Here is a 25096-nt window from a genome sequence, read left to right as displayed (position 1 = left end):
CGTGTGACTGGCCTCACACTCTGTGTGTCGAAGGGCGCAGCCTACTGCGCACCGGGCACCGGATCGGACCAGACGTCCATCCGGACCGTGCCGGTCGCGCGCCCCTCCACGTCGAGCAGGTGACCCATCCGCTTGACCGCCCGCAGCACCACCAGCCGGTCGACCACCACGACGTCGGGCACCACGTGGGCCAGCTCCTGCTCGAAGCGGTGCACCTCCTCCAGGGAGGCCAGCCACGCGACCACGAGCAGGCTCGGCGTGCCGGCCAGCGTCGTGGACAACCGCACCTGGCGCAGCCGGCCGAGCCGCGCGGCGGCGTCGTCCAGCCGCCCGGCCGGGGCGTCGGCCGACAGCACGACCATCACCGGCAGCCCGGCCAGCGGTGCGGCGACCTCGGTGCGCAGCAGCACCGCGCCGGAGCTGATCAGCCGGTCGACCCGGCGGCGCGCGGTCGGCTGGCTGATCCCGGTCGCCGTGGCGAGCGCGGCGTAGGACGCGCGGCCGTCCTCCCCCAGCGCCGACATCAGCTCCCGGTCGACCTCGTCGAGCACGGTCGGGCGGATGAGCTGCGGCGGCCCGCCACTGGCGCCGGTCGAGGGCAGCACGCCCAGCCGCCAGGTGCTGCCCTCGGCGTAGAGCCGGGTGGCGATCCGCGCCCGGGTGCCGGTGACCCCGGGCACCCGGTCCAGCCGCTCGAGCAGGTAGCGCCCCAGGGTGGGCAGGTCGACGGCGGCCACGGTCAGCATCAGGTCCCGGCCGCCGGCGGTGATGTCGACGGAGAGCGCGTGGGCGTCACCGGCCAGCTCGTTGGCGACCCGGGTCTTCTCGCTCGGCAGGCAGGTCACGTCGACGTAGGCGAGCACCTGCGCGTGGTGCGACCCCGGGCCGGGGGTGCCGGTGACCCAGGCGGCGCCCGCGGCGCGCAGCCGCTCCCACCGCCGGGACGCGGTGACCGCGTTGGTGCCGACCATCGCCGCCACCTCGGTCCACGGGGCGCGCGGGTCGCGCTGCAACGCCTCGACAAGGGCGAGGTCGTCCTCGTCCAGCACAACTGATCGAGTCACTTCAGGCGCCTCTCGTGACGGATGACTGCAAATCCTGTCGGAGAACCGGCCGAACTCCTAACGTCCCGCCCACCGATCCCCAGGGAGGTCACGTGATCCGGTCAGGCGCACTGCGCGAGGACGCCGAGGCGATGCAGGACGAGCTGGTCCAGTTGCGGCACGCGCTGCACCGGCGACCCGAGGTGGGGCTGCAGCTGCCCTGGACGCAGGAGACGGTGCTGAGCGCCCTCGACGGCCTGGGCCTGGAGGTCAGCACGGGCACCGAGCTGACCTCGGTGACGGCGGTGCTGCGCGGCGGCCGGCCCGGCCCGGCGGTGCTGTTGCGCGGTGACATGGACGCCCTGCCCGTGCAGGAGCAGACCGGGGTGGACTACACCAGCCAGGTCGACGGCACGATGCACGCCTGCGGGCACGACCTGCACACCGCGATGCTGGTCGGCGCGGCCCGGCTGCTGAGCGCGCACCGGGAGTCCCTCGCCGGCGACGTCGTCCTGATGTTCCAGCCGGGCGAGGAGGGCTGGGACGGCGCCGGGTACATGCTGCGCGAGGGCGTGCTCGACGCCGCCGGGTCGCGGGTCACCTCGGCGTACGGGATGCACGTGATGTCGGCGATGAGCCCCCGCGGGGAGTTCACCACCCGCCCGGGCACGCTGATGGCGGCCAGCGACGAGCTGCGGGTGACCGTGCGCGGCAGCGGCGGGCACGGCTCGGCCCCGCACCTGGCGCGCGACCCGATCTCGGTGGCCGCCCAGCTGATCGGGGACCTGCAGACGATGGTCACCCGCCAGTTCGACGTCTTCGACCCGGTGGTGCTCACCGTCGGCCTGTTCTCCGGCGGCACCAAGCGCAACATCATCCCGGACGAGGCGACGTTCCAGGCGACCGTGCGCACGTTCTCGGCCGAGGCCCGGGAGCGGATGCGGGTGGCCTCGGTGCGGCTGTGCGAGTCGGTCGCGGCCGGCTACGGGCTGGAGGCCGAGGCGCTGTACCTGGAGGAGTACCCGGTGACGGTCAACGACCCGACCCACACGGCGTTCGCGGCCGGGGTGGCGCAGGAGGTCTTCGGCGAGGAGCGCTACGCGCCGAAGGTGTACCCGCAGTCGGGGTCCGAGGACTTCTCCCGGGTGCTGGCGGAGGTGCCGGGCTGCTACCTGTTCCTGGGCGCCGCCGTGGGCGAGGACCACGCCACCGCCCCGAACAACCACAGCCCGCGGGCGGAGTTCAGCGACGCGGTGCTCTCCGACGGCGCGCTGCTGCACGCCGAGCTGGCGGTGCGGGCACTGGAGCGCGACGCGGCCGCCTGACCGCCCGGGGGCGACCCTCCCGTCCCAGTTGTCACATCTCCGCCGGGGCTCCCCGATCCGGGGCCCCGGCGGAGGTAGAACGACCCCATGGGCGTCTCCCCGTGCCCGCAGCACACCGCGGCAGCCGATCCGCGGGTCTCCGTGGAACTCGACTGCGTGCCGGTCGTCGGCGAGGCGCTGGCCCGTGCCGGGGTGCCCCTCGTCGCCGTCCTCACGCTGACCGGGGCCGCCGAGCCGGTGCGCGGCGCACGGGTGGTCGTCTCGATCACCACCCCCGACGGCCCGCTCGGCTCCCCCGTCGAGCTCACCGTCGACGTCGACCCCGGCCGGACGACGGTGCTCACCGACCTCGACCTGCGCCTGGACCCCGCCGTCCTCGCCGCCGTCGCCGAGCCGGGCACGGCCACCGTCGAGGCCCGGGTCGAACGCGACGGGGAGCTGCTGGGCTGCACCCGGACGGCGGTGCGGGTGCTCGCTGCCGGGCAGTGGCTGGCGGCGCCGGCGCCGCTGGCCCTGGAGCTGCTGGCCGCCCACGTGCAGCCGGCTTCGCCCGCGGTGGCCGGGCTGGTCGGCGCCGCGGCCGACCTGCTGCGCCAGCGCACCGGTGACCCCACGGTCGGCGGGCACCCGACCGGTGCGGCGCGCATCGACGAGACCGCCGCGGCGATCGTGGAGGCCATGCGGCGGCGGGCCATCCGCCCCCGTCCGCCGGTCGCGAGCTGGGCCGACGTCCCGCAGCGGGTGCGCACCCCCGACCAGGTGCTCGACGACCGGGCCGGCACCAGCCTGGACACGGTGCTCACCCTCGCCGCCGCGCTCGAGCACGCCGGGATCCGCCCGCTGCTGTGGATCGCCGCCGACGGCGCGACCTGCCCGGGACACGCCTTCCTCGGCTACTGGCGGGTCGACCGCTGCGCCGGGAGCACGGCCACCACCGAGGTGTCCGGGCTCGCCGAGCTGGTCGACCAGGGCGCGATCGCGCTGGTGGAGACCACGATGCTGGGGATCGCCGCGGAGCCGGCGACCTTCGGCGACCTGCACCGCACGGCCGCCGCCGCCTGGCTCGCCGGCGACCTGCACCGGGTGCTCGGGGTCACCGACGTGCACCGCGCCCGGCTGGACGGCGTCGCCCCGCTCCCGCTGCCGGGGCTGCCCGACCGCAGCCCGGCCCGCGCCGGAGACCGGCCGGCGGGGACCGTGGCCCCGCTGCTGGACCTGGACCTGGACCGGGCCGACGGCGGGGTCGTGCCGCTCACCGTGCCCCCCGGACGGCTCGCCGTCCTCGCCGAGCGGCTCGCCGCGGACGCCGCGCTCACCCTGGTGCCCACCGACCAGCTCGGCGCCGCGGCCCGCCGGCGTGGCATCCGCTCGGCGCGGGACCTGCCCCCGCACCAGCTGGGTGAGCTGCTCGTCGAGCACGGCGGGCTCTACGCCGATCTTGGCTCGGTGCACTACTCGCGCCGGCTGGCCGCGCTCGCCGAGCGGGCGGCCGCGCTGGTGGAGGAGACCGGCACCGGCGACCTGTACCTGACGCTGGGGTCGGTGACCTGGGAGCTCGACGGGCAGCCGGTGCGCTCACCGCTGGCGCTGGTCCCGGTCCTGCTCTCCCGGGTGGCGAGCACGGGCGCCTACCGGCTGACCGCCGACCCGGCGGGGGCCATCGGCCCGAACGGGCACCTGCTGGCCGAGCTGCGCCGCCGCACCGGCGTGGCCGTGCCGGCACTCGACGGCGGGGGCGACGGCGAGGGCGGCCTCGACCTGGCCGTCGCTCTCCCGGCGCTGCGGCAGGAGCTGGCCCAGCGTGGGCTGCCGCACCGGGTCGAGCCGACCGCCGACCTCGCGGTGCTGCCCGCGGCGTCCTCCCGGATCCGGCAGGACGCCGACCAGCTCGGCGCGGCCGCGCTGCGCAACCCGCTGGTGCCGGTGCTGCTGCGCCCCGGCCAGCCCTTCGTCGACCCCGTGCCCGCCCCCGGCAGCGCGCTCGCCACCGACCTGGCCGAGCTCGCCGCGACGCTGCCGCTGCCCGCCGACACCGACCAGCTGCGGGCGATCACCGACGCCGTCGCCGGGCGGACCCTCGTGCTCGAGGGCGCACCGGGCACCGGCAAGTCGCAGACGGTCGCCAACCTGGTCGCCGCGGCCGCGGCCGGCGGTCAGCGGGTGCTGGTGCTCGCCGCCCAGCAGTCCGCGCTGGACGCGGTGTCCCGGCGCCTGGCGGGTGTGGGGCTCGGCGGGCTGGTCACCGACCTCCGCCGTCCCGCCGCCGCCCCGTCCGATGCCGTCCCACCCGCCGCCGGGGACCTCCCGGAGGTCGCCGGCCTCGCGGCCGTCCCCGACGAGCTGCGGACGGCGCGGCGCGAGCTGGCCGGCTACGCCGAGCGGCTGCACGCCCCCAACTCCGCCGGGCTGTCGCTGTACGCCGCGCGCGCCGGCGTGCTCGCCGCGGCGCCCGGCACGCCGGCCCTGCCGCTGGCGACCGCGTACGTCGCCACCGCGTCGGCCCGCACCACCGCGAAGGTGCACGAGCTGCTGACCACGCTGCCCGAGGTCGCCGCCCGCACCCGGCCGCGGCCGCGGCACCCGTGGGGGTTCCTCGACTCGGCCGACGCCGACCCGGTCGCGGTGCACACCGCGGTGCTCGCCGTCGACACCGCGCTGCGGGCGCTGCCGCCCGCCGGGCCACTGGCGCGGGTGGTCGCCGCGGCGCGGACCCCGGAGGACCTGGACGCCGTCGCCACCGTGCTGGTCGGCCCGGACGTGCCGCTCGCCGCGGTGGACGCCGTCCGCACCCCGGAGTGGGCGGAGGACGCCGCCGCGCTGCTCGACGAGGTGTCCGCGTTCGTCACCGCGACGCACCCCGGGCTGGACGTCGCCCTGCCCGAGGCGCTGGACCTGCCGCTGGCCGGGATCGCCGAGGACGCCGAGCAGGCGGCCGTCTCCGGGCGGTTCGGCCGGGCGAAGCGGCTGGCGGCGGTGCTCACCGAGCTGGCCCCCTCGCTGCGGCCGGGTGTGCACGTGGAGCCGACCGACGTCCCGGTGCTGACCGCGGAACTGCTCCAGGTGCAGGGCGCGGCCCGCGAGCTGACCCTGCGCTGCTCCACGGTGGCCGGGCTGGCGGTGCCGTGGAACTGGAACCTGCTGACCGACCCGCACCTGGTCGAGCGGCAGGTCGCCGCGTTGCGCCGGCTCGGCTCCGCGCTGGACGGCGACCCGGCCTTCACTCCCCCGCTGCGCCGCTTCCTGGACACCGCGCCGGCGCCGGACCCGGCCCGGGCGGTGGCCGTCCGGAAGCTGCGGGCCGCGCTGACCGCCCTGCCGGTGGCCTGTCTGGGTTCGCTGGACCAGCTGCTGGGGTGGGCCGGGGACACCGGGTTGGTTCGGGTGTGGGAGACGACGCAGGACGAGCGGGCGGTCGAGGAGTTCGGCGTCCCCTCTCTCGGGCACTGGCTGGACCTGCTGCGCCACCTGCACCTGCTGGAGGCCGCCGGGCTGGCCGAGGCGCGGGCCGCGCTGCTGTCCGGAGCGGTGCCGGCCGACGACGCCGTCGCGGCGTTCGACCGCGGGGTGGCCGAGGCGTCGTTCGCCGAGCGCTCGGCGGCCGGCGGGCTCGCCGTCCCCGACGCGCGGGCCGCGGAGGAGGCGGTCCAGCGGGCGCTCGCGGTCTCCACGGCGACCCGCGCGCAGGCGGCTGCCGCCCTCGCCGAGGGCGACCGGACCCGTGCGGTGCTGGCCACCCCGGACGCCGTCGCCCGGTTCCTGCCCCCGACCGCCGGCTCGTTCGACCTGGTGGTGATCGAGGACGCGTCGTCACTGCGGGTCGCCGATGCGCTGGGTGCCCTGGGCCGGGCGCGCGCGGCGGTGGTGGTCGGCGACCGCCAGCAGCTGCCGCCGCGCGCCGCGGTCGACGAGGCCCCCGACGAGGGGCTGCTCGCCGCGTGCCTGCGCGCCGGGGTCCCGCGGCGGGAGCTGACCTGGCACCACCGCAGCGCCGACGAGTCGCTGGTCGCGTTCGTCAACGCCCTGGCGTTCGACTCCCGGCTGACGACGGTGCCGGGCCCGCCGGCCGGGCCGGCCATCTCGCTGGTGCAGGTGGACGGCGTCTTCCTGCGGGCGGGCGAGCAGCGCGGGACGAACCCGGCCGAGGCGGAGGCGGTGGTCGCCGAGCTGCGGCAGCGGTTCGCGGCCTCGGCGGACGCGGTGCCCTCGGTGGCCGTGGTGACGCTGCACGGACCGCAGCGCCGGCTGATCGAGGGCCTGCTGCGGGCGGGGCGGGACCGGGCGGCCGAGGCGCTGGACCGCGGCGCGCTGCGGGTGCGGGAGGTCGAGGCGGCCCAGGGCGAGGAGGCCGACGTCGTCCTGCTGTCGCTGGGGTGCGCGGCCGACGAGCGCGGCTGCCTGCCGCTGGACCTCGGGCCGCTGAACCGGGCCGGCGGTGAGCGCCGGCTGACCGTGGCGGTGAGCCGGGCCCGCCGTCAGGTGGTGGTCTTCGCGTCGTTCGCGCCGTCGCTGCTGCGGCCGGCGACGACGACGCAACCGGGGGTGCGCCGGCTGCGGACCTACCTGGAGCTGGCGCGGCGCGGCCCGGACGCCGTCCCGCGGACGTCGAGAGCGGTGCGGGACCCGCACCGGGAGGACGTCGCCGCGGCGCTGCGCGGCCGCGGACTCGTGGTGCGCACCGACGTCGGGCTCTCCCCGTTCCGGGTCGACCTGACCGTCGCCCGGCCGGAGGCGCCGGAGCGTCCGGTGCTGGCGGTGCTGCTGGACGGGCCGGGCTGGGCGGGGCGTGCGCCGGTGGACCGGGAGCTGGCGTACCTGGAGCTGGCGGAGCTGCGGGGGTGGCCGGCGGTGGAGCGGGTGTGGCTGCCGGAGTGGCTGGCCGAGTGCGAGGCGGTGGTCGACCGACTGGTCGCCGCGGTGGCGGGTGCTGCTCCAGTGGAGCCACTGCTGCCCCCGCTGCCGGCCCCGGTCGCCGACGTCGCCGAGCCGCAGGAGGAGATCGACCCCTTCGACCCGGACGCGCCGGACGTGGAGGACGAGGTGTCGACGGCGGAGCCGGTGCGCTGCGCGGCGCACCCGGTGGTGACGCCGGCGTTGCTGGCCGGTGAGGTGCCGTTCCGGCCGTGGACGCCGAAGCCGGTGGGCGAGCCGCAGATGCTGCGGCAGCTGGCGAACCCGGAGGCGGCCCGGCTGGTGCGGCGGGTGCTGGCGGCGGGGATCCGGGCGGAGGGTCCGATCCACCGGGAGCGGCTGGCCCGGCGGACGGCGGCGGCGTTCGGGGTGCCGCGGGTGAACGCGGCGCGGATGGAGTCGATCCTGGCGCTGCTGCCCGAGCCGGGTGCGGAGTTCCTGTGGCCGCCGACCACGGACCGGACTCCCCTGGACCCGGCCACGTGGACGACGTTCCGGCGGCAGGCGACGAGCACCGACCGGGCGCTGGAGCACGTCCCGCCGGAGGAGATCGGCAACGCGATGGTGGCGCTGTGCCGGTCGGTGGCCGGGATGACCCGCGACGACCTGTTCCAGCAGACGCTCGCCGTCTTCGGCCACCGCCGGCGGCACCCGGTGTTGATGCCGCCGCTGGAGCTGGCGCTCGCCCAGGCGGTGCGGGCCGGCCGGATCGCCCGGCAGAGCGCCGGCCAGTGGCTGACCGCGGTGGCCGACGGCGATGCGGACCTGCTCGCGGTCGCCACTCCTCCCGTCCCCCCGAGCGCCGTGGTGCAGGAGGCTCTGGAGCAGCCCGCCGCCGGGTGACCTGCCCAAGCGCGGACGCCTTCTCTGGCACTGCTCCGCCCCCACCAGGGCTGCTCCGGCGCGCTCGTCCCCGAGCTGCGCCGGGCCGACGTCCCGCAGCTGCTCCCGCCCGCTCTCCCCCGGTCCCTGCTCCAGCTCTCGTCCCGGTCGGCGCAACAGCTGCCCAGCCCCGCGCAGCCCGCTGGACCCTCCGTCGGTCGGACGGCGGGCCAGCGGCATGCCACACCCACAGCCCTACAGCGGTGGGCCGATGAGGATCTCGGTGTCGTCGGGACGCCAGGTCCGCCACCGGCCGTCGGGATCTCGTTCGACCCGGAACCCGTGGTGGACCTTGGTGTGGTGCCGTTCGCACAACAGGGCCGAGTTGCTCAACGACGTCTCACCGCCGTGCAGCCAGTGGATCAGGTGGTGCACATCGCACCAGTGGGTCGGTGCACCACAGCCGGCGAACACGCAGCTCTTGTCCCGGCGTTCCACGGCCCTGCGCAGCCCCGGGGTGACCACCCGGTGGTCCCGGCCCAGGTCCAGCGGGATGCCGTCGGGACCCATCACGATCCGGGAGATGCTCCCGTCACACGCCAGGTAGCGGGCGCGGGCGGCGGAGATCGTCGCCCCGAACCCCAGCTCCGCCGCCCCGGCGCCGGTGGCCGGGTCGACCAGGTCCTCGATGTCGATGCCGACCACGACGTGCGGCTTGACGGTGCGCAGCGTGGGCAGGCTCCCCGCGGCGAGCTGGTTGTCCGCCAACTGCACCAGCGCGTCGGCGTTCTGCTGCGCCCGGGTCCGCTCATCACCCTGCGGGCGGTTGGCCTGCACGATCGACTCGATCGCGGCCTTGACCTTCTCCCCGCCGGTCGCGTCCAGGTCGAACCGGCCGGTGATCGAACCATCGGCGTGCGTGGCGATCGTGAGCCGCCGCTCCTCGGTGGGGTCTGGCTCCGGCCCGTCGGGGTCCAAGGCGTCCTCGAAGGCCTGCACCGCGGCGACCAGCGACTGGTGCGGTGAGCCCATCGCCACCTGAGTCCACACCTCATCGAACGCCGCCAGGTCGATGCCCTGCTCCCCGGCGCGGGCGGCCTCGACCGGGCCGACCTTCTTGGCCACCACGTCGACCTGCTCGGGGGTCACCTGACCCTCGGCGAACCCGGCCGCCAGCGTCGGGAAGTGCTCCAGGGCCCGCCCGGATCGCAGGATCCGCGAGGCCTCGGCCGGCGCGAGCCGTGCGTGCCCGATCAGCCAGGACCGCATGGACTTCAGCCCGTCGTGCTCGGCGGCCTGCGTGGCGTCCGCACACCGCACGGTGCGGGTCAACTCCGCCGACGCGCGGTTCACCACCTGCACCAACATGGCCGTCCGGTCCAGCACCTGGCCGTCGGTCAGGGCGTGCAGGTCATCGGCGCCTAGGGCATCCAGCGCGGAGATCAACTCGCTCACCGAACACCTCCCGACCCGTTCGAACGTGTGTACGAATCTTATCGCCTCTGAGGGGTCCGCACAACGCGAATCCGCAGGTCAGGCGCCCGTCCACAGATGTTGGGATGTTCTTGACTCCCTCGGGTGGACGTGACTGAAGCAGGTCGAGACGGCCAACGACAGACGCCCAACGACCACACGCGATGTACCGACACCCTCACCGGCGCCGGGTTGGGCGGAAGGGCCCAGCCAGGCCGGAGCGAGCCGTCGACAGGCGGCTCGGCTGCCATGCGGGACATGGCAACGCGCGCTCCACGCTCCGAGTGGACGTGGTGAAAGCCAGCCAGCGACGAACACCTGCCGCAGCCGCCGGCGAGGCGCCACCAGCCGCGGCCGGTGGTAGCGCGGCGGACACGCACCGTGCGCACCCGCCGCACCGCCGGAATTCGGTGCACCGGCGGGAATCAGCCGATCACGGTGATCGAGCTCCTACCCCGCTCCGACGTTGCCCGACGTCACGTCGGCGAGTCGCCGATCCCGGCCGGGCGTGTTGCAGCTCCACGGGGTGTCGGAACTCCGACGCGCAGCACTTTGTGACAGTTCCATGACGCCCCTACCGTCAACCGCGCCCGCCGGCCCCTGAGTCGCCACACACGGTGACACCGGCGAGCACCGCCGAACCGGGCAACCGCCGCAACGTCGCCGCGGACACCCGGACCGGGGACCCACCGCAGTTCTGGGGTGAAGCGCGACGGCACGCGAGTGCCGGAGCGCCGGGCGAGTTCCCCGCCCGAACCCGTCAGCTAACTCGGTAGGCGGTTGAGGAGAACAAGGAGAACCCGTCGTCCATGACGACCACTCGCACGTCCCCTGCCCGCCGTCCCTCCCGTTCCGGTCGCCGGGCACTGGTCGCGCTGTTCGCCAGCGCGGGCGTCGCCCTCACCCCGATGGCCGCCCAGGCCTCGGTCGGCGGCGGCGGAGCGCCCATCGCAGCACCCGCCCCGGCACCGGTGGCCCCGGTCGCCGCTCCCAACGCCGCCGCCCAGATCGTCGTCGACACGGCGCTCGCCCAGCAGGGCAAGCCCTACGTCTGGGCCGGGGCCGGCCCGAACGTCTACGACTGCTCGGGGCTGACGCAGTACTCCTTCGCGGCGGCCGGCATCGCGCTGCCGCACTCCTCCCGCATGCAGTCGACGATGGGCGTGCCCGTGGCCCGCGCCGACCTGCAGCCCGGTGACCTGGTCTTCTTCTACGACCCGGTGGGCCACGTCGGCATCTACATCGGCAACGGCCTGATGGTGCACGCGCCGACCGCAGGGGACGTCGTCCGCACCATCGCCGTCGACTCCATGTGGGGCTACAACTCCGCGCGTCGTCTGGTCTGACCCGCTCGCGACGTCCGCCCCGCGCCGGTCCGCGGGAGCGGGGCGGACGTCGTCCGGCACGCCGGGAACACGAGAACGCCCCGCCCCCCATCCGGGGAGCGGGGCGTTCGTCGGTCGAGGAGGGTCAGCCGAGCAGCGGCTCGCCGTCGCGGACGAGCTGCCAGTTCTCCACGTAGAAGTCGGCCGGGTCGATGACGCCGCGCTCCTGCGCCCACTCGATGAGCAGCTGGCGGATCTCCAGCTGCTCGTTGTAGACCACCGGCGCCGTGGAGATGTGCGGGAACCCGCCACCGCCGGAGCGCCGGTAGTTGTTCACCGCGACGACGAACCGGGCGTCGTCGGCCACCGGCTCACCGTCGATCTCCAGCCGGGTGACCCGCTCGCCGACCTGCCGGGAGACGTCCAGGTCGTAGTCGACGCCGGAGAGCACGTCGTAGTTGTAGTCCGGCGTCCCGTCGGCGTTGGTGATCGTCTCGGGGTCGACGTCGCCGGTGGCCGGCACCTGGGTGAAGTAGCTCGCCGACTCCTCCAGGTAGTCGCGCACCTGGGCGCCGGTGAGCTCGACCGCCTCGAGGGTGTTGTCGAAGACGTAGAGCCCGGCGATGTCCCGGATGGTGACCTCGCCCTGCGGGAAGACCGCCTCCCGGCTGAACGGGGCGGCGATCGACAGCACCGGCAGGTCAGCCCGGTCGGTGCCCTCGAGCGCGGCGTCCACGGTCTCGGTCTGCACCTGCTGGATGAAGTCGAGGATCGGCGTGTCCTCGTACCGGCTGGTCAGCGTGGTCAGCTCCTCGGTGGAGGTGGCCACGACCTGGTTGACGTAGTCGACCGTCGCCTGGTGCGCCTCGTCGGTGACGGCGAGGACCTCGGGGTCCTCCGGGTAGTCCTTGGTGCGCAGCGCGGTGGCCGTGGCATTGGTGACGTCCCACTGGCCGCGGGTCTTGGTCAGCTCGAAGTCGACCTGGCTGACCGTGCCGCCCCAGCGGTAGGGCTGGGTGAGCAGCACCTCCTCGCCGGTGACCTCGTTGACCACGATCTGGGACGGGGCGTCGCGGTGCGTGTGGCCGACGACCATGGCGTCGATGCCGGGCACCGTCCGGGCGATGACGTCGGAGGGGTTCTCCGTGCCCACGGCCGGGTCGTCGTAGGACGACGTCCCGCCGACCCCGGCGTGCGCGAGGACGACGACGACGTCGGCCTGCTCCGCGACGACCGGCACCCACTGCTGCGCCGTCTCGACCATGTCGCGGAACTCGACCTGGCCCTCGACGTTGTTGCGGTCCCAGATCGCGGAGCCGGGCGTGGTCAGGCCGATGATGCCGACGGTGACCGGCTTCGCGCCGCGCACCTTCATCTCCTGCAGCGTGTACGGCGGCAGGTACGGCTCACCGGTGGCGACGTCGATGACGTTGGCACCGAGCACCGGGTGGTCGACGTCGTCGACGTAGCCGGCCAGGGTGTCCAGGCCGTAGTTGAACTCGTGGTTGCCGACGACCTGGGCGTCGTAGCCGATGACGTCGTAGGCCGCCGCCATCGGGTGCTCGGCCTCCGGCGACTGCTGGGCGGCCAGGTAGGTGAGCGGCGTGCCCTGCAGGAAGTCGCCGTTGTCGACGACGAAGACGCTGTCCGCGCCCTTCTCCGCGCGCACCGAGTCGACCACCGACGACACCCGGGCCAGGCCCGTCGCGTCCCCGGAGCGCTCGGTGTACGGCGCGTCGCGGAAGTAGTCCCAGTCCTGCACGCGGCCGTGCAGGTCGGTGGTGGCGAGCATGGTCAGCTCGAGGCTCTTCCCCTTGCCGTGCCCGTTGCCGTGCCCGTTGCCGTGCCCGTTGCCGGGCCCGTGGCCCCACCCGCCACCGTGGCCGTCGTCGTGGCCCCCCTGGCCGGCCGCCGCGGGGGTCACCGCCCCGAAGGTCATCGCCAGCACCGCTGCCGCGACCGTCACCGTCGTCCGTCTGCGCACTCTGTTCTCCCCCAGCTCGTCAGCCACCCCGGACGGGGCGGCTGTGCGGATGCTGAGCCAACGTAACGAGCGATGCCGACAGGTCGACGTCGGTCGCGAGCTGTTCACCGGAGCGCTGCACGCCTGACCGGCGGCAGGCGGTGCACGGTCGTCAGGAGCAGACCAGCGCGCCGCCCTCCAGGTCGGCTGCCGGCAGCAGCTCCCGTTCGACTGCGTGGTCGTGCCGGCGGGTCCGGGGCTCCCGGTCGCCCTGCCGGCACCGCCGGGTGCAGCTCACGTCACCGTCCATCGCGCCGGGCCTCCCGACCGTCGCCGGCATGTGGTGTGCTCCAGGTCACCCCTCGACCCGAGCACGGGAGTCCCGTTGAGCACACCGACGACCCACCCGCCACGCACCGTGCAGGTCGGCGACATCGCCGTCGCCGTCCAGGAGTACGGCGACGGCGAGCCACTGCTGGTGGTCAACGGCACCAGCCAGTCCCTCGGCTTCTGGGCCGACCTCGCCCAGGGCTGGGCCGGCGACCACCGGGTGATCACCTACGACCTGCGCGGGATGGGCGGATCGGAACGGGGGTCCGGGCCGTTCAGCGTCGCCTCCCTGGCCACCGATGCGCTGGGGCTGCTCGACGCCCTGGAGATCGAGCGCGCGCACGTGCTCGGCTACTCGCTGGGCAGCGCCATCGCGCAGGAGCTCGTGCTGGCCGCGCCGGACCGGGTCGTCTCGCTCGTCCTCTACTGCACGTGGGCCCGGACCGACGGGTTCCAGCGGGCGATGATGACCGGCCTCGCGCACCCGTGGCGGACCGGCGACCTGGCGGCGGCGCTCGGCGCGCTCGGGGTCGCGTTCTCGCCGCAGCTGCTGGACAGCCCCGAGTTCGGTGCGCTGATCGAGGAGCTGCTGCCGCTGTTCCCCAGCACCGAGCAACAGATCCGCACCACCGCCGAGCAGTGGGACGCCGACCTGGCGCACGACACCCTCGACCGGCTCGGCCGGATCACCGCGCCGACGCTGGTGATCGCCGGTGAGCAGGACCTGCTGACACCCCCGTGGCACGGCCAGCAGGTGGCCGCCGCCATCCCCGGGGCGCGGCTGGAGATGTTCACCGGCCCGGGTTCCAGCCACGCCCTCGGCGTCGAGCGGGCCGCGGAGTTCGTGCCGCTGGTCAGCGGGTTCCTCGCCGAGCACCGGACGTCCTGAGACCGCCGCGGGCAGCACGGCGCCTCCGCCCGCCCGCCACCGGGGCGCCCGGGCAGCTCAGCGGGCGGCGGCGCGCGCGGCCAGCTGCTCCGGGGAGAAGGCGAGGTCCAGCGCCTCCCGGGCGGCGCCCAGGACGGCGGCCTGCTGGCCGACCCGGCTCACCGCGACCTCCAGGCCGTCGGTGATCATCGGCGGGCACTGCGCGTAGATCGCCGAGCGCACCCCGGCCACGAACGCCTCGGCGCTGCTCAGGTGCCCGCCGATCACCAGCCGCTCCGGGTTGAAGAAGTTGAGGATCGTCGACAGCACGGTGCCGGTGCTGCTGCCGGCCTCGCGCAGCAGCTGGGTGGTCAGCGGGTGCGCGTCCCGGGCCAGGTCGAGCATCCCCTCGGTGCCCGAGGAGGGCACGCCGCGCTCGGCGAGCTGCTCGACCAGGGCGGCGCCGCTGGCCACGGCGTCCAGGCAGCCGACCCGCCCGCAGGAGCACGGCACCGGCGGCGCCCCGGGCACCGTGGTGTGGCTGATGTCGCCGGCGAACCCACCGCTGCCCCGGTGCAGGGCGCCACCGGCGACGACGCCGCAGCCGATGCCGGAGCCGACCTTCACGAACACCATCTGCTCGGTCGCCGACCCGCCCGCGGCGTGCTCGCCGAGCGCCATCAGGTTCGCGTCGTTCTGCACGATCACCGGCACCGGCAGCCACTGCCGCACGAGGGCGGCGACGTCGGCGCCGTTCCAGCCGGGCATCCGGGCCGGGGAGACGACCAGGCCGGTGCGCGCGCTGACCGGCCCGGGCACGCCGACGCACAGCGCCAGCAGCGGCGGCGCGTCCGCCACACCGTCGTCGAGCCCGGCGACGGCCTCCTCGACGGTGGTGACCACGGTGCGCAGCACCACCTCCGGGCCGTCGGCGATGACGATCGGCAGATGCCGCTCGGCGACCTGCCGGCCGGCCGCGTCGAGGACGGCGATCGCCGCGTGCCGCTCCCCCAGGCTGACCGCGACCACCCGCCCGGCCTCCCCGCGCATCTCCAGCCGGCGGGGCGGCCGCCCGCCGGCCGAGGGCCCGGTGCCGGTCTCCACGAGCCAGCCGCGCCGGATCAGCATCTCCACCCGGGCGGCGGCGGTGGTCGCCGACAGTCCCGTCTCGCGCGCGACGTCGGCGCGTGAGGTGGCGCGGCCGAGCCGGACGAGGGAGAGGACCTCGCTCGGGGAGGTGGCCGACCGGTCACCGGCGGGGGTGGGCATGCCGATCAGTGAAGCAACGCCCGCCGCACGAAGCAACGTGCACTTACTCCGGAAGTCGAGGAACTTGATGGCTATCTGGTTGTAACGATCGCCACTTAGCCTTCCTCCAACGTTCAACGCCGACCCGGAGGAGCGCGACGATGACCACGCCGATGGTGAGCATGCGCGGCGTCGACAAGCGCTTCGGCGACCTGCGCGTCCTGCGGTCGATCGACCTGGAGGTCGCCCCCCGGGAGGTCGTCGTGGTCATCGGGCCGTCCGGGTCGGGCAAGTCGACGCTGTGCCGCACGATCAACCGGCTCGAGCCGATCGACGCCGGTGAGATCCGGGTCGACGGCCGGCCGCTGCCCGCGGAGGGCGCCGAGCTCGCCCAGCTGCGCGCCGACGTCGGGATGGTCTTCCAGTCCTTCAACCTGTTCGGCCACCTGAGCGTGCTGGACAACGTGATGCTGGCGCCGCTGCGGGTGCGCAAGGTCGCCAAGGCCACCGCCCGCACCGAGGCGATGGCGCTGCTGGAGCGGGTGGGCATCGCCGACAAGGCCGACCGCGTCCCCGCCCAGCTCTCCGGCGGCCAGCAGCAGCGCGCCGCGATCGCCCGCTCGCTGGCGATGCACCCGAAGCTGATGCTCTTCGACGAGCCGACCTCGGCCCTGGACCCGGAGATGGTCAACGAGGTCCTCGAGGTGATGACCGCACTGGCGGCCGACGGCATGACGATGGTCGTGGTCACCCACGAGATGGGCTTCGCCCGCCGCGCCGCCGACCGCGTCGTGTTCATGGACGCCGGTCAGATCGTTGAGGTGGCCCCGCCGGCGGAGTTCTTCGACGCCACCCGGAGCGAGCGTGCGCGCTCGTTCCTCTCCAACGTGCTGGCCCACTGACGGCCGAGCGCACCCCGGGCGGACCCGCCCACCCCACGCCCGGCGCCGCTCCCCCGGCAGGGCTGATCAGAAAGGCAAGGCATGAGTGACATCCGCCTTCCCAGGCGTCGCTTCCCGTTGATCACCGCCGTGCTGGCCACCGCCTCGGTGGCGGTGGCGGGGTGCGGCTCGTCCGACTCCTCCTCCGACGCCGTCCCGGGCGGCGGCGGTGACGACGCGGCCGCCTCCGGCCTGGACGCCGTCTACGAGGACGCGCCGGTCGCCGACGAGGACGCGATCCTCCCCGAGTCGACGATGGCCGAGATCAAGGAGCGGGGCGTGCTCCGCGTCGCCGCCGCCCTGGACGCGCCGCTGCTGTCGCAGCAGGACCCGAGCAGCCCCGAGGACGTCGAGGGCTTCGACATCGACCTGGCGAAGATGCTGGCCATCTACATCCTGGGCGAGCCGAACATCGAGATCGTGCCGCCGGCGTCGGAGACCCGGGAGGCGCTGCTGCAGAACGGCACCGTCGACGTCGTCTTCAACACCTACACGATCACCGAGGAGCGGGCCGAGCAGATCAGCTTCGCCGGTCCGTACTTCACCTCGGGCCTCGCGGTGGCGGTCGCCGCCGACAACGAGGACATCTCCAGCATCGAGGACCTCGACGGCAAGAACGTCATCGTCGGCGCCAACACCCCCGCGGTCACCGCGGTGCCCGAGGTGGCCCCCGGCGCCGAGGTGACCAGCTTCGCCACCGACCCGCAGGCGGTGCAGGCGCTGGTGCAGGGCCGCGGCGACGCCTACGTGCAGGACTACACCCTGCTGCTGGCCGCGGCGGACGCCAACGACGACATCAAGATCGCCGTCCAGCCGTTCACCGAGGAGCCCTACGGCATCGGCCTGCCCCCGGAGGACCCGGAGTTCAAGGACTTCGTGAACACCTGGCTGGAGGAGATCGAGGACGACGGCTCCTGGGCCGAGATCTGGGAGGCCACCCTCGGGACGGTCGTCGAGGGCGACGCCCCGACGCCGCCGGAGATCGGCTCGGTGCCGGGCTCCTGAACCGGCACATCTGAGGCAGCAGCAGCGCCAGCGGAGGACGACGACGTGACTGCAGTGATCGAGAACCTGGACCCCTTGCTGAGGGCGCTGGGGACCACCGTGCTGATCCTGGTGGTCTCCGCGGTCGGTTCCCTGGTGCTCGGGGTCCTGGTCACCGTGGCCCGGGTGAGCCCCATCCCGGTGCTGCGCGGGGCCGCCTGGGCCTACGTGCAGGTGTTCGTCAACATCCCCCTGCTGGCGCTGCTGCTGCTGGCCGTCTTCGCACTGCCCGACGCCGGGCTGCTCATGCCGCTGACCACCACCGTGATCGTCGTGCTCACCGTCTACGAGGCGGCGTACGTGGCCGAGGCGGTGCGCAGCGGGATCAACACCGTCGCGGCCGGGCAGGTCGAGGCCGCCCGGGCGCTGGGGCTGCGGCTGTCGCAGACGCTGCGGCACGTCGTCGTCCCGCAGGCGGTGCGCGCCGTCGTGCAGCCGCTGGGCAACGTGATGATCGCGCTGCTGATGAACACCGCGCTGGCCGCCACGGTCGGCGTGGTCGAGCTGACCTCGGCGGTGAACAAGGTGAACCTGGTCGCCGCCCAGCCGATCCCGATCTTCACCGCCGCCGGCCTCACCTACATGGCGCTCGCGCTGGCCATCGGGCTGGCCGCCGGGCGGATCGAGAAGAAGGTGGCGATCCACCGATGAGCCACAGCGGTGCGTTCCTCTACGACGCCCCCGGGCCCCGCGCCCGGCGGCGGATCCTGCTCGGCTCCGTGGTCAGCGCCCTGGTGCTGGCGGGTGTGTTCGCGCTCGCGCTGGTGCAGTTCGGCCGGACCGGGCAGCTGGACGCCGACCGGTGGACGCCGTTCCTGGACTGGCCGATCTGGTCCTACCTGCTGGTCGGACTGCGCGGCACCGCGCTGGCGGCCGCGCTGGTCGCCGTCCTGGCCGGGGCGTTCGGCGTGCTGCTGGCCATCGGCCGGCTGTCGCGGAACCGGCCGGTGCGCTGGCTGTCCACCGGCTACATCGAGGTGGCCCGGACCCTCCCGGTGCTGCTGCTGATCTACCTGATGCTGTTCGGGCTGCCGGCCTACGGGATCAACCTGCCGGTGCTCTGGAAGCTGGTCGTGCCGCTGACCATCGCCAACGCCGCGGTGGTCGCCGAGATCGTCCGGGCCGGGGTGCTCGCCCTGCCGCGCGGGCAGATGGAGGCGGCGCTGAGCCTCGGCATCCGGCGCGGCCAGGCGATGCGGTTCGTCGTCCTGCCCCAGGCGCTGCGGCACGTGACGCCGTCCCTGGTCACCCAGCTGGTCAGCCTGATCAAGGACACCTCGCTGGGCTACGTCGTCGCCTTCACCGAGCTGCTCTACCGGGCGCAGGTGCTCAGCGCCTACAACCGGCTGCTCATCCAGACCTTCCTGGTGGTGGCGCTGGTCTACCTGGTGTTCAACGGCGCCCTGTCCTACCTGGCCGCCCGGCTGCGCACCCGGGTCCGCCGCCAGGTGGCGCCGCCGTCCGACCCCGCCGAGCAGGCCGCCGACCGTGAACTGGAGACCCCCGTTGTCCGCTGAACTCGCCGTCGTCCGCCGCTCGGGGCTGGTGGAGAGCCGGCACCTGGGCTCGCTGCTCGCCCTGGACGCCGACGGGTCGGTCGCGCTGTCCCTCGGCGACCCGGACGCCACGGTCCTGCCCCGCTCCACCACCAAGCCGCTGCAGGCGCTGGCCTGCCTGACCGCCGGCGCGCCCTTGTCCGGGCCGGCGCTGGCGATCGCCGCCGGCAGCCACACCGGGGAGGACACGCACGTCGACGTGGTGCGCGGGCTCCTGACGCGGGCCGGGCTGGACGAGTCGGCGCTGCAGTGCCCGGTCGACTGGCCCGAGGACGAGCCGACCCGCGTCGCGCTCATCCGGGCCGGCGCGGAACGCAGCGCGGTGCGGATGAACTGCTCGGGCAAGCACGCCGCGATGCTGCTGGCCTGCGCGGTCAACGGCTGGCCCACCGACTCCTACCTGGACCCGGTGCACCCGCTGCAGCAGCACGTGCGCGCGGTGGCCGCGGAGTGGACCGGCGCGCCGGTGCGGCACGACGCGATCGACGGCTGCGGTGCCCCGCTGTTCGGGACGACGGTGCGCGGGCTGGCCACCGCCTTCCGTGCGCTCTCCCTCGCGGTCGACGGGCCGGCGGCCGAGGTGGCCACCGCCATGCGGACGCACCCCTTCTTCGTCGGCGGCACCGGGCACCAGAACTCCGCGGTGATGGAGCTGGTGCCGGGTGCGGTGGCCAAGGGCGGCGCGGAGGGCGTGATCGGCGTGGCCGGACCGGCCGGCCAGGCGGTGGCGATGAAGGTCGTCGACGGCAACCCGCGGGCGACGACGCTGCTGGCGCTGACCGTGCTCGGCGGGCTGGGCGTCGACGTCTCCGCTGCCGGGTCGCTGACCGATCTCCCGGTGCTCGGTGGCGGGGTGCCGGTGGGCGCGATCGAGCCGGGCGCCGACGTCCTCGCCTGGCTGGCCGACCGGTGACCGCCGTCGAGATCTGCATCGACGACGTCGCCGGCGCGACGATCGCCGAGGAGTGCGGCGCGGACCGGGTCGAGGTGTGCGCGGCGCTGTCCGAGGGCGGGACGACGCCGTCCCTCGGGCTGGTGTCGACGATCCTGGCCGAGGTGTCCCGGATCGGCGTCCAGGTGCTGATCCGGCCACGCGCCGGGGACTTCGTCTACTCCCCCGCCGAGGTCGACGTGATGCTCGCCGACATCGCGGCCGTCCGGGCGCTGCCCGCCTCGGCGCAGGTCGGGTTCGTGGTCGGGGCGCTGACCGCCGAGGGCGGGATCGACACCGCCGTGCTGTCCCGTCTCGTGACGGCCGCCGGGCGGTGCCCGGTGACGTTCCACCGGGCGTTCGACACCCTCCCCGACCTCCCCGCGGCGCTGCCCACGCTGGTCTCCGCGGGCGTGTCCCGGGTGCTGACCTCGGGTGGTGCACCCACGGCTGCGGAGGGCGCCGACGTGCTGCGCTCGCTGGTCCGGCTCGCGGGCGACCGGATCACCGTGCTCGCCGGTGGGTCGGTGCGGGCGGCGAACGTGGCCGCCCTCGTCGCGGGGACCGGGGTGCCGGAGGTGCACCTGCGGGCGGTCGCGCCGGTCGCCCCCTCCGCCGCCGGCTCGGCCACGGGCGTCGACTACTCCGTCCCGCGGCTGGCGACGTCGGCCGAGCCGATCCGGGCCGTGCTCGAGGCGCTCGCCTCGTGACGGCCACCCCAGCGGTGCTGGCGATCGACGTCGGCGGCACCTCGATGAAGGGCGCGGTCGTGCCCCGGGACGGCCGGCCGGTGGTGGTCGAGCGCTGGCCCACCGACCCCGCGACGGACACCGTCGGCGCGATCGCCGGGCACCTGCGCTCGCTCGCGGCGGTCGCCCGCGAGCACGACCTGGACGTCGTCGGCGCGGGCGTGGTGACCCCGGGGATGCTCGACGAGGCGAGCGGGACGGTGGTCTACGCCTCGAACCTCGACTGGCGGGACGTGCCGCTGCGGGCACTGCTGTCCCGGGCGACCGGGCTTCCGGTGGTGACCGGGCACGACGTGCGGACCGCGGGGCTGGCCGAGCAGCTGCTCGGCGCGGCGCGCGGCGTCGAGGACTTCGTGCTGGTGACCATCGGCACCGGCGTCGCCGCGGCGCTGGTGACCGGCGGGCGGCCGGTGACCGGGGACGGCGGAGCGGCCGGCGAGCTCGGCCACATCCCGATGGTGCCCGGCGGGGAGGCGTGCACGTGCGGGCAGCGCGGGTGCCTGGAGGTCTACGCGTCCGGGGCCGGGCTGGCCCGGCGCTACGCCGCCCTCTCCGGCGTCGCCCTCCCGGCGGAGGACGTCGTGGCACGCCTGGGCCGTGACCCGGATGCCGACCGGGTGTGGGCCGAGGCGATGGCCGTGCTCGCCCAGGGCCTGGTGACCGCGACCCTGCTGCTGGACCCGACCACGTTCGTCCTCGGCGGCGGGTTCACCGCGGCCGGCGACGCGCTGCTGGAGCCGGTGCGGGCCGGGCTGGCCGCCGGGCTGGCGTGGCGCCCGGCGCCACCGGTGCGAGTCGCCGAGCTGGGCAGCGAGGCCGGCTGGATCGGCGCCGCTGCCCTCGCCTTCCGCGCCGCGGACCTCCCCGACGCCCCGCACGCATGGACGCCGCCGACCCTCCTGGCCGCCCCGGCCCCCTGACGCCCACGGCGCCGGGTGCGGAACCGATCCGGTCGTCCGCAACGTGCTTCATAACGGTTTCGGCACTGTTCCCTCCAGGCCTGTACCGGCGCCGCTAGCGTCCCCTCGAACGTGGTCCCCATCACTCCGTGCGAATGCCGGCGGGACCACGGCGGGCGGCGCACCTGCCGCCGAGAGCCTGGAGGGAGAACACCCATGAACACGCGTGCCAGAGGGCTGCGCTCGGTGACGCTGGGCGGCGGCCTGGCCGCAGCGCTGGTGCTGACCGGTTGCGGCGCCAACGAGACCAGTGGCGGCGACAGCGGCGGGGGCGGCGGCGACACCGCGGACGCCGCCGACCTGGCGATCGACTGCGCGCCCTACGAGGAGTTCGGCGACCTGGAGGGCGAGACCGTCAGCGTCTACACCTCGATCGTCGACCCCGAGGACCAGCCGCAGATCGACTCGTACGTGCCCTTCGAGGAGTGCACGGGGGTCGACGTCCAGTACGAGGGCTCCCGCGAGTTCGAGGCGCAGCTGGTCGTGCGCATCCAGAGCGGCAACGCCCCCGACATCGCCTTCATCCCGCAGCCCGGGCTGCTGCAGACGCTCGTCGGCACCGGCGCCGTCTCCCCCGCCCCCGAGCAGGTCGCGGCGAACGTCGACGAGTACTGGGACGAGAGCTGGAAGGGGTACGGCAGCGTCGACGGCACCTTCTACGCCGCCCCGCTGGGCGCCAACGCCAAGTCCTTCGTCTGGTACTCACCGTCGGCCTTCGAGGACGCCGGCTACGAGGTGCCCGAGACCTGGGACGACATGATCGCGCTGTCGGACGAGATCGCCGCCACCGGCGCCAAGCCGTGGTGCGCCGGGATCGGCTCCGGTGAGGCCACCGGCTGGCCGGCCACCGACTGGCTGGAGGACGTCGTCCTGCGCACCGCCGGGCCCGAGGTCTACGACCAGTGGGTCAACCACGAGATCCCCTTCAACGACCCGCAGATCGTCGAGGCGCTGAACACCGTCGGGGAGATCCTCAAGAACCCCGAGTACGTCAACGGCGGGCTCGGCGAGGTCCAGTCCATCGCCTCCACCGAGTTCGGCGACGCCGGTCTGCCGATCCTCGACGGCAGCTGCTGGATGCACCGCCAGGCGTCCTTCTACCAGGCCAACTGGCCCGAGGGCACCGAGGTCGGCCCGGACGGCGACGTCTTCGCCTTCCCGCTGCCGCCCATCGGCGACGCCGGCGCCCCGCCGGTCCTCGGCGGCGGCGAGTTCACCACCGCGTTCAACGACGACCCGGCGACCCAGGCGTTCCAGACGTACCTGTCCTCGCCGGAGTGGGCCAACATCAAGGCCCAGGTCTCCGGCCCGGGCTGGGTCAGCGCCAACACCGGTCTGGACCCGGAGAACCTGGTGTCCCCGATCGACCAGCTGGCCGCGGAGCTGTTCCAGGACCCCGAGGCGGTGTTCCGCTTCGACGGTTCCGACCTCATGCCGGGTGAGATCGGCACCGGGGAGCTGTGGACCCAGCTGACCGAGTGGATCGCCAACGACAAGTCGTCCGAGGCCGCCCTCACCGACGTCGAGAACGCCTGGCCGACGTCCTGATCCACCCCGGCCCGGTCGCCGTCGGCTCTGCGCCGGCGGCGACCGGGCCGGGCACTTCCCGGGGGACCACAGCGGCGTGAGCCGTGGTCCCCGACGTCATGTTCGTCGAGAGGAGAGGTCGCAAGCGGTGGAGTGGTTCCTCGATGCGGACACCGTCGGGCACAAGCTGGCCCTGATGGTGTTCGCGATCCTGCTGTTCGCCGGCGTGATGGGCGCCATCCTGTTCGGCGTCGACCGACCGCGCCGGGTCCCCCTGTGGGTCGTCGTCGCCGGGTTCCTGGGGCCGACGTTCCTCCTGCTGCTGGTCGGCCTCGTGTACCCCGCGATCTCCACGATCCGGGGCTCGTTCTTCAACCGCGACGGCTCGGCGTTCGTGGGCCTGGACAACTACGCCACGGTCTTCACCGAGGACAACTTCCAGACCGTCCTGCTCAACACCGTGCTGTGGGTCGTGCTGGTCCCGCTGGTGACGACCACGTTCGGGCTGGTCTACGCCTACCTGGTCGACCGCACCCGCTTCGAGTCCCTCGCCAAGGCGCTGGTCTTCCTGCCGATGGCGATCTCCATGGTCGGCGCCGGGGTCATCTGGAAGTTCGTCTACGAGTTCCGCCCCGACCAGCCCGGGGTGAACCAGATCGGCCTGCTGAACCAGCTGCTCGTGCTCGTGGGGCTCGACCCGCAGCAGTTCCTGCTCGATGCGCCGGCGAACACGCTGTACCTGATCGTGGTGATGATCTGGATCCAGGCCGGCTTCGCCATGACCGTGCTCTCGGCGGCGATCAAGGCGATCCCGGACGACGTCGTGGAGGCCGCCCGGCTGGACGGCGTGGGCGGGGTCCAGATGTTCCGCTACGTCACCGTGCCGAGCATCCGGCCGGCGCTGGTCGTCGTGGTCACCACCGTCGCGATCGTGACGCTGAAGGTCTTCGACGTGGTGCGCACGATGACCGGCGGGAACTTCGGCACGAGCGTCGTGGCCAACGAGTTCTACACGCAGGCCTTCCGCCAGTTCAACTTCGGCCTGGGCGCCGCCCTGGCCGTGCTCCTCTTCGTGCTGGTCATCCCGATCATCGCCTACAACGTGCGCCAGCTGCGCCTGTCCGAGGACATCCGATGACCACCACGACCCCCGTCATGGCCCCGGTCCCGGCGGAGGACCGCGCGACCGGCCGGGCCGGGCGCCGGGCCGCATCGGCCAAGAAGAAGCTGAGCTCCCCGGCGGCGTCGATCATCGCGATCGTCATCGCCGTGCTGTGGACGCTGCCCACGCTCGGGCTGCTGATCACGTCGTTCCGCCCCGAGCTGGACATCCGCCGGTCGGGGTGGTGGACCTTCTTCACCGACCCGCAGGTCACCGTCTTCAACTACAACGAGGTGCTCTACGGCGGGCAGACGAACTTCGCCTCCCTGTTCATCAACTCGCTGGTGATCACCCTGCCGGCGGTGGTCATCCCGATCAGCCTCGCGCTGCTGGCCGCGTACGCCTTCGCGTGGATCAAGTTCCCCGGCCGGGACTTCCTGTTCGTCGCCGTCTTCTCGCTGCAGGTGGTGCCGATCCAGGTCACCCTCATCCCGCTGCTGACCCTCTACGTGGACGCCGGCCTCGCGGGTTCCTTCTGGACCATCTGGTTGTCGCACTCGATCTTCGCCCTGCCGCTGGCGATCTTCCTGCTGCACAACTTCATGAAGGACATCCCCGCCTCGCTGGTGGAGGCCGCCCGGATGGACGGCGCCGGCCACGTGAAGATCTTCTTCTCGGTGCTGCTGCCGTTGCTGACGCCGGCCATCGCCGCGTTCGGGGTGTTCCAGTTCCTGTGGGTGTGGAACGACCTGCTCGTGGCGTTGACGTTCGCCGGCGGCGCGCCCGACGTCGTCCCGCTGACCGTGCGGGTGGCCGAGCTGGCCGGCACCCGGGGCTCGGACTGGTACCTCCTGGCGCCCGGCGCTTTCATCTCGATGATCCTGCCGCTGATCGTCTTCCTGGCCCTGCAGCGGTACTTCGTCCGCGGCCTGCTGGCCGGCAGCGTCAAGGGCTGAGACCACGAACGCCGGCCCGGGACCGA

General features: G+C 74.3%; 19 protein-coding genes and 1 riboswitch. Of the genes, 14 read left to right on the top strand and 5 right to left on the bottom strand.

What is annotated here, in order from left to right; genetic code table 11:
- Window positions 1-41: 41 nt before the first annotated feature.
- The gene (locus tag FB380_RS13820) at window positions 42-1064 is read right to left on the bottom strand and encodes an Lrp/AsnC family transcriptional regulator (protein ID WP_166755529.1); all 1023 of its coding nucleotides are present in this window, start codon (window positions 1062-1064) and stop codon (window positions 42-44) included.
- Between the two features lie 92 nt (window positions 1065-1156).
- On the opposite strand from FB380_RS13820, the gene FB380_RS13815 reads away from it, so the two are divergent.
- Window positions 1157-2368: a M20 metallopeptidase family protein gene (locus tag FB380_RS13815; RefSeq protein WP_229681871.1), complete on the top strand. Its 1212-nt coding sequence runs from the start codon at window positions 1157-1159 to the stop codon at window positions 2366-2368.
- A gap of 87 nt (window positions 2369-2455) precedes the next feature.
- Entirely contained in the window at window positions 2456-8119 is a 5664-nt protein-coding gene (locus tag FB380_RS13810; RefSeq protein ID WP_166755528.1) for a DUF3320 domain-containing protein, read from the top strand.
- 234 nt (window positions 8120-8353) lie between these two features.
- Here the strand turns inward: FB380_RS13810 and FB380_RS13805 are convergent, their stop codons facing one another.
- On the bottom strand, window positions 8354-9553 hold the full coding sequence (locus FB380_RS13805; RefSeq protein WP_166755527.1) for an HNH endonuclease signature motif containing protein: 1200 nt from the start codon (window positions 9551-9553) through the stop codon (window positions 8354-8356).
- A 658-nt stretch (window positions 9554-10211) separates the two neighbouring features.
- A riboswitch (cyclic di-AMP (ydaO/yuaA leader) is annotated at window positions 10212-10364 on the top strand.
- Between the two features lie 16 nt (window positions 10365-10380).
- Between FB380_RS13805 and FB380_RS13800 the strand changes: the two genes are divergently transcribed.
- On the top strand, window positions 10381-10917 hold the full coding sequence (locus tag FB380_RS13800; protein ID WP_166755526.1) for a C40 family peptidase: 537 nt from the start codon (window positions 10381-10383) through the stop codon (window positions 10915-10917).
- A gap of 124 nt (window positions 10918-11041) precedes the next feature.
- Here the strand turns inward: FB380_RS13800 and FB380_RS13795 are convergent, their stop codons facing one another.
- Both FB380_RS13795 and FB380_RS25510 read right to left on the bottom strand, forming a co-directional pair.
- Entirely contained in the window at window positions 11042-12880 is a 1839-nt protein-coding gene (locus FB380_RS13795) for a bifunctional metallophosphatase/5'-nucleotidase (protein WP_208382851.1), read from the bottom strand.
- 151 nt (window positions 12881-13031) lie between these two features.
- Complete coding sequence (locus tag FB380_RS25510) at window positions 13032-13157, bottom strand: hypothetical protein (protein WP_268237708.1); 126 nt, start codon at window positions 13155-13157, stop codon at window positions 13032-13034.
- A gap of 87 nt (window positions 13158-13244) precedes the next feature.
- On the opposite strand from FB380_RS25510, the gene FB380_RS13790 reads away from it, so the two are divergent.
- Window positions 13245-14078: an alpha/beta fold hydrolase gene (locus tag FB380_RS13790; protein WP_166755525.1), complete on the top strand. Its 834-nt coding sequence runs from the start codon at window positions 13245-13247 to the stop codon at window positions 14076-14078.
- A gap of 57 nt (window positions 14079-14135) precedes the next feature.
- On the opposite strand, the gene FB380_RS13785 is transcribed toward FB380_RS13790, so the two are convergent.
- Window positions 14136-15326: an ROK family transcriptional regulator gene (locus FB380_RS13785; RefSeq protein ID WP_166755524.1), complete on the bottom strand. Its 1191-nt coding sequence runs from the start codon at window positions 15324-15326 to the stop codon at window positions 14136-14138.
- A gap of 140 nt (window positions 15327-15466) precedes the next feature.
- On the opposite strand from FB380_RS13785, the gene FB380_RS13780 reads away from it, so the two are divergent.
- The 10 genes from FB380_RS13780 (at window position 15467) to FB380_RS13735 (ending at window position 25070) form a co-directional block, all read left to right on the top strand.
- Window positions 15467-16207: an amino acid ABC transporter ATP-binding protein gene (locus tag FB380_RS13780; RefSeq protein ID WP_308423009.1), complete on the top strand. Its 741-nt coding sequence runs from the start codon at window positions 15467-15469 to the stop codon at window positions 16205-16207.
- 81 nt (window positions 16208-16288) lie between these two features.
- Window positions 16289-17251: a glutamate ABC transporter substrate-binding protein gene (locus FB380_RS13775; protein WP_166755523.1), complete on the top strand. Its 963-nt coding sequence runs from the start codon at window positions 16289-16291 to the stop codon at window positions 17249-17251.
- A gap of 45 nt (window positions 17252-17296) precedes the next feature.
- The gene (locus FB380_RS13770; protein WP_166755522.1) at window positions 17297-17941 is read left to right on the top strand and encodes an amino acid ABC transporter permease; all 645 of its coding nucleotides are present in this window, start codon (window positions 17297-17299) and stop codon (window positions 17939-17941) included.
- A complete protein-coding gene (locus tag FB380_RS13765; RefSeq protein WP_166755521.1) occupies window positions 17938-18807 on the top strand; it encodes an amino acid ABC transporter permease in 870 nt (289 codons plus the stop codon). The genes FB380_RS13770 and FB380_RS13765 overlap by 4 nt, the downstream gene beginning before the upstream one ends.
- Complete coding sequence (locus tag FB380_RS13760) at window positions 18797-19759, top strand: asparaginase (protein ID WP_208382850.1); 963 nt, start codon at window positions 18797-18799, stop codon at window positions 19757-19759. Before FB380_RS13765 ends, FB380_RS13760 begins: the two co-directional genes overlap by 11 nt.
- Entirely contained in the window at window positions 19756-20487 is a 732-nt protein-coding gene (locus tag FB380_RS13755) for a copper homeostasis protein CutC (protein ID WP_166755519.1), read from the top strand. The genes FB380_RS13760 and FB380_RS13755 overlap by 4 nt, the downstream gene beginning before the upstream one ends.
- Complete coding sequence (locus FB380_RS13750; protein WP_166755518.1) at window positions 20484-21446, top strand: ROK family protein; 963 nt, start codon at window positions 20484-20486, stop codon at window positions 21444-21446. The genes FB380_RS13755 and FB380_RS13750 overlap by 4 nt, the downstream gene beginning before the upstream one ends.
- A 195-nt stretch (window positions 21447-21641) precedes the next feature.
- Window positions 21642-23033: an ABC transporter substrate-binding protein gene (locus FB380_RS13745; protein ID WP_166755517.1), complete on the top strand. Its 1392-nt coding sequence runs from the start codon at window positions 21642-21644 to the stop codon at window positions 23031-23033.
- A gap of 127 nt (window positions 23034-23160) precedes the next feature.
- Window positions 23161-24150, top strand: a complete 990-nt coding sequence (locus FB380_RS13740) for a carbohydrate ABC transporter permease (protein WP_166755516.1) — start codon at window positions 23161-23163, stop codon at window positions 24148-24150.
- Entirely contained in the window at window positions 24147-25070 is a 924-nt protein-coding gene (locus tag FB380_RS13735; RefSeq protein WP_166755515.1) for a carbohydrate ABC transporter permease, read from the top strand. The genes FB380_RS13740 and FB380_RS13735 overlap by 4 nt, the downstream gene beginning before the upstream one ends.
- The last annotated feature ends 26 nt before the right edge of the window (window positions 25071-25096 follow it).

Origin of the sequence: Modestobacter marinus (genome assembly GCF_011758655.1) — a bacterium.
GTDB lineage: Bacteria > Actinomycetota > Actinomycetes > Mycobacteriales > Geodermatophilaceae > Modestobacter > Modestobacter marinus.
Note: the sequence above shows the minus strand (reverse complement) of the source record. Positions and strands in the feature narration are given on the sequence as shown.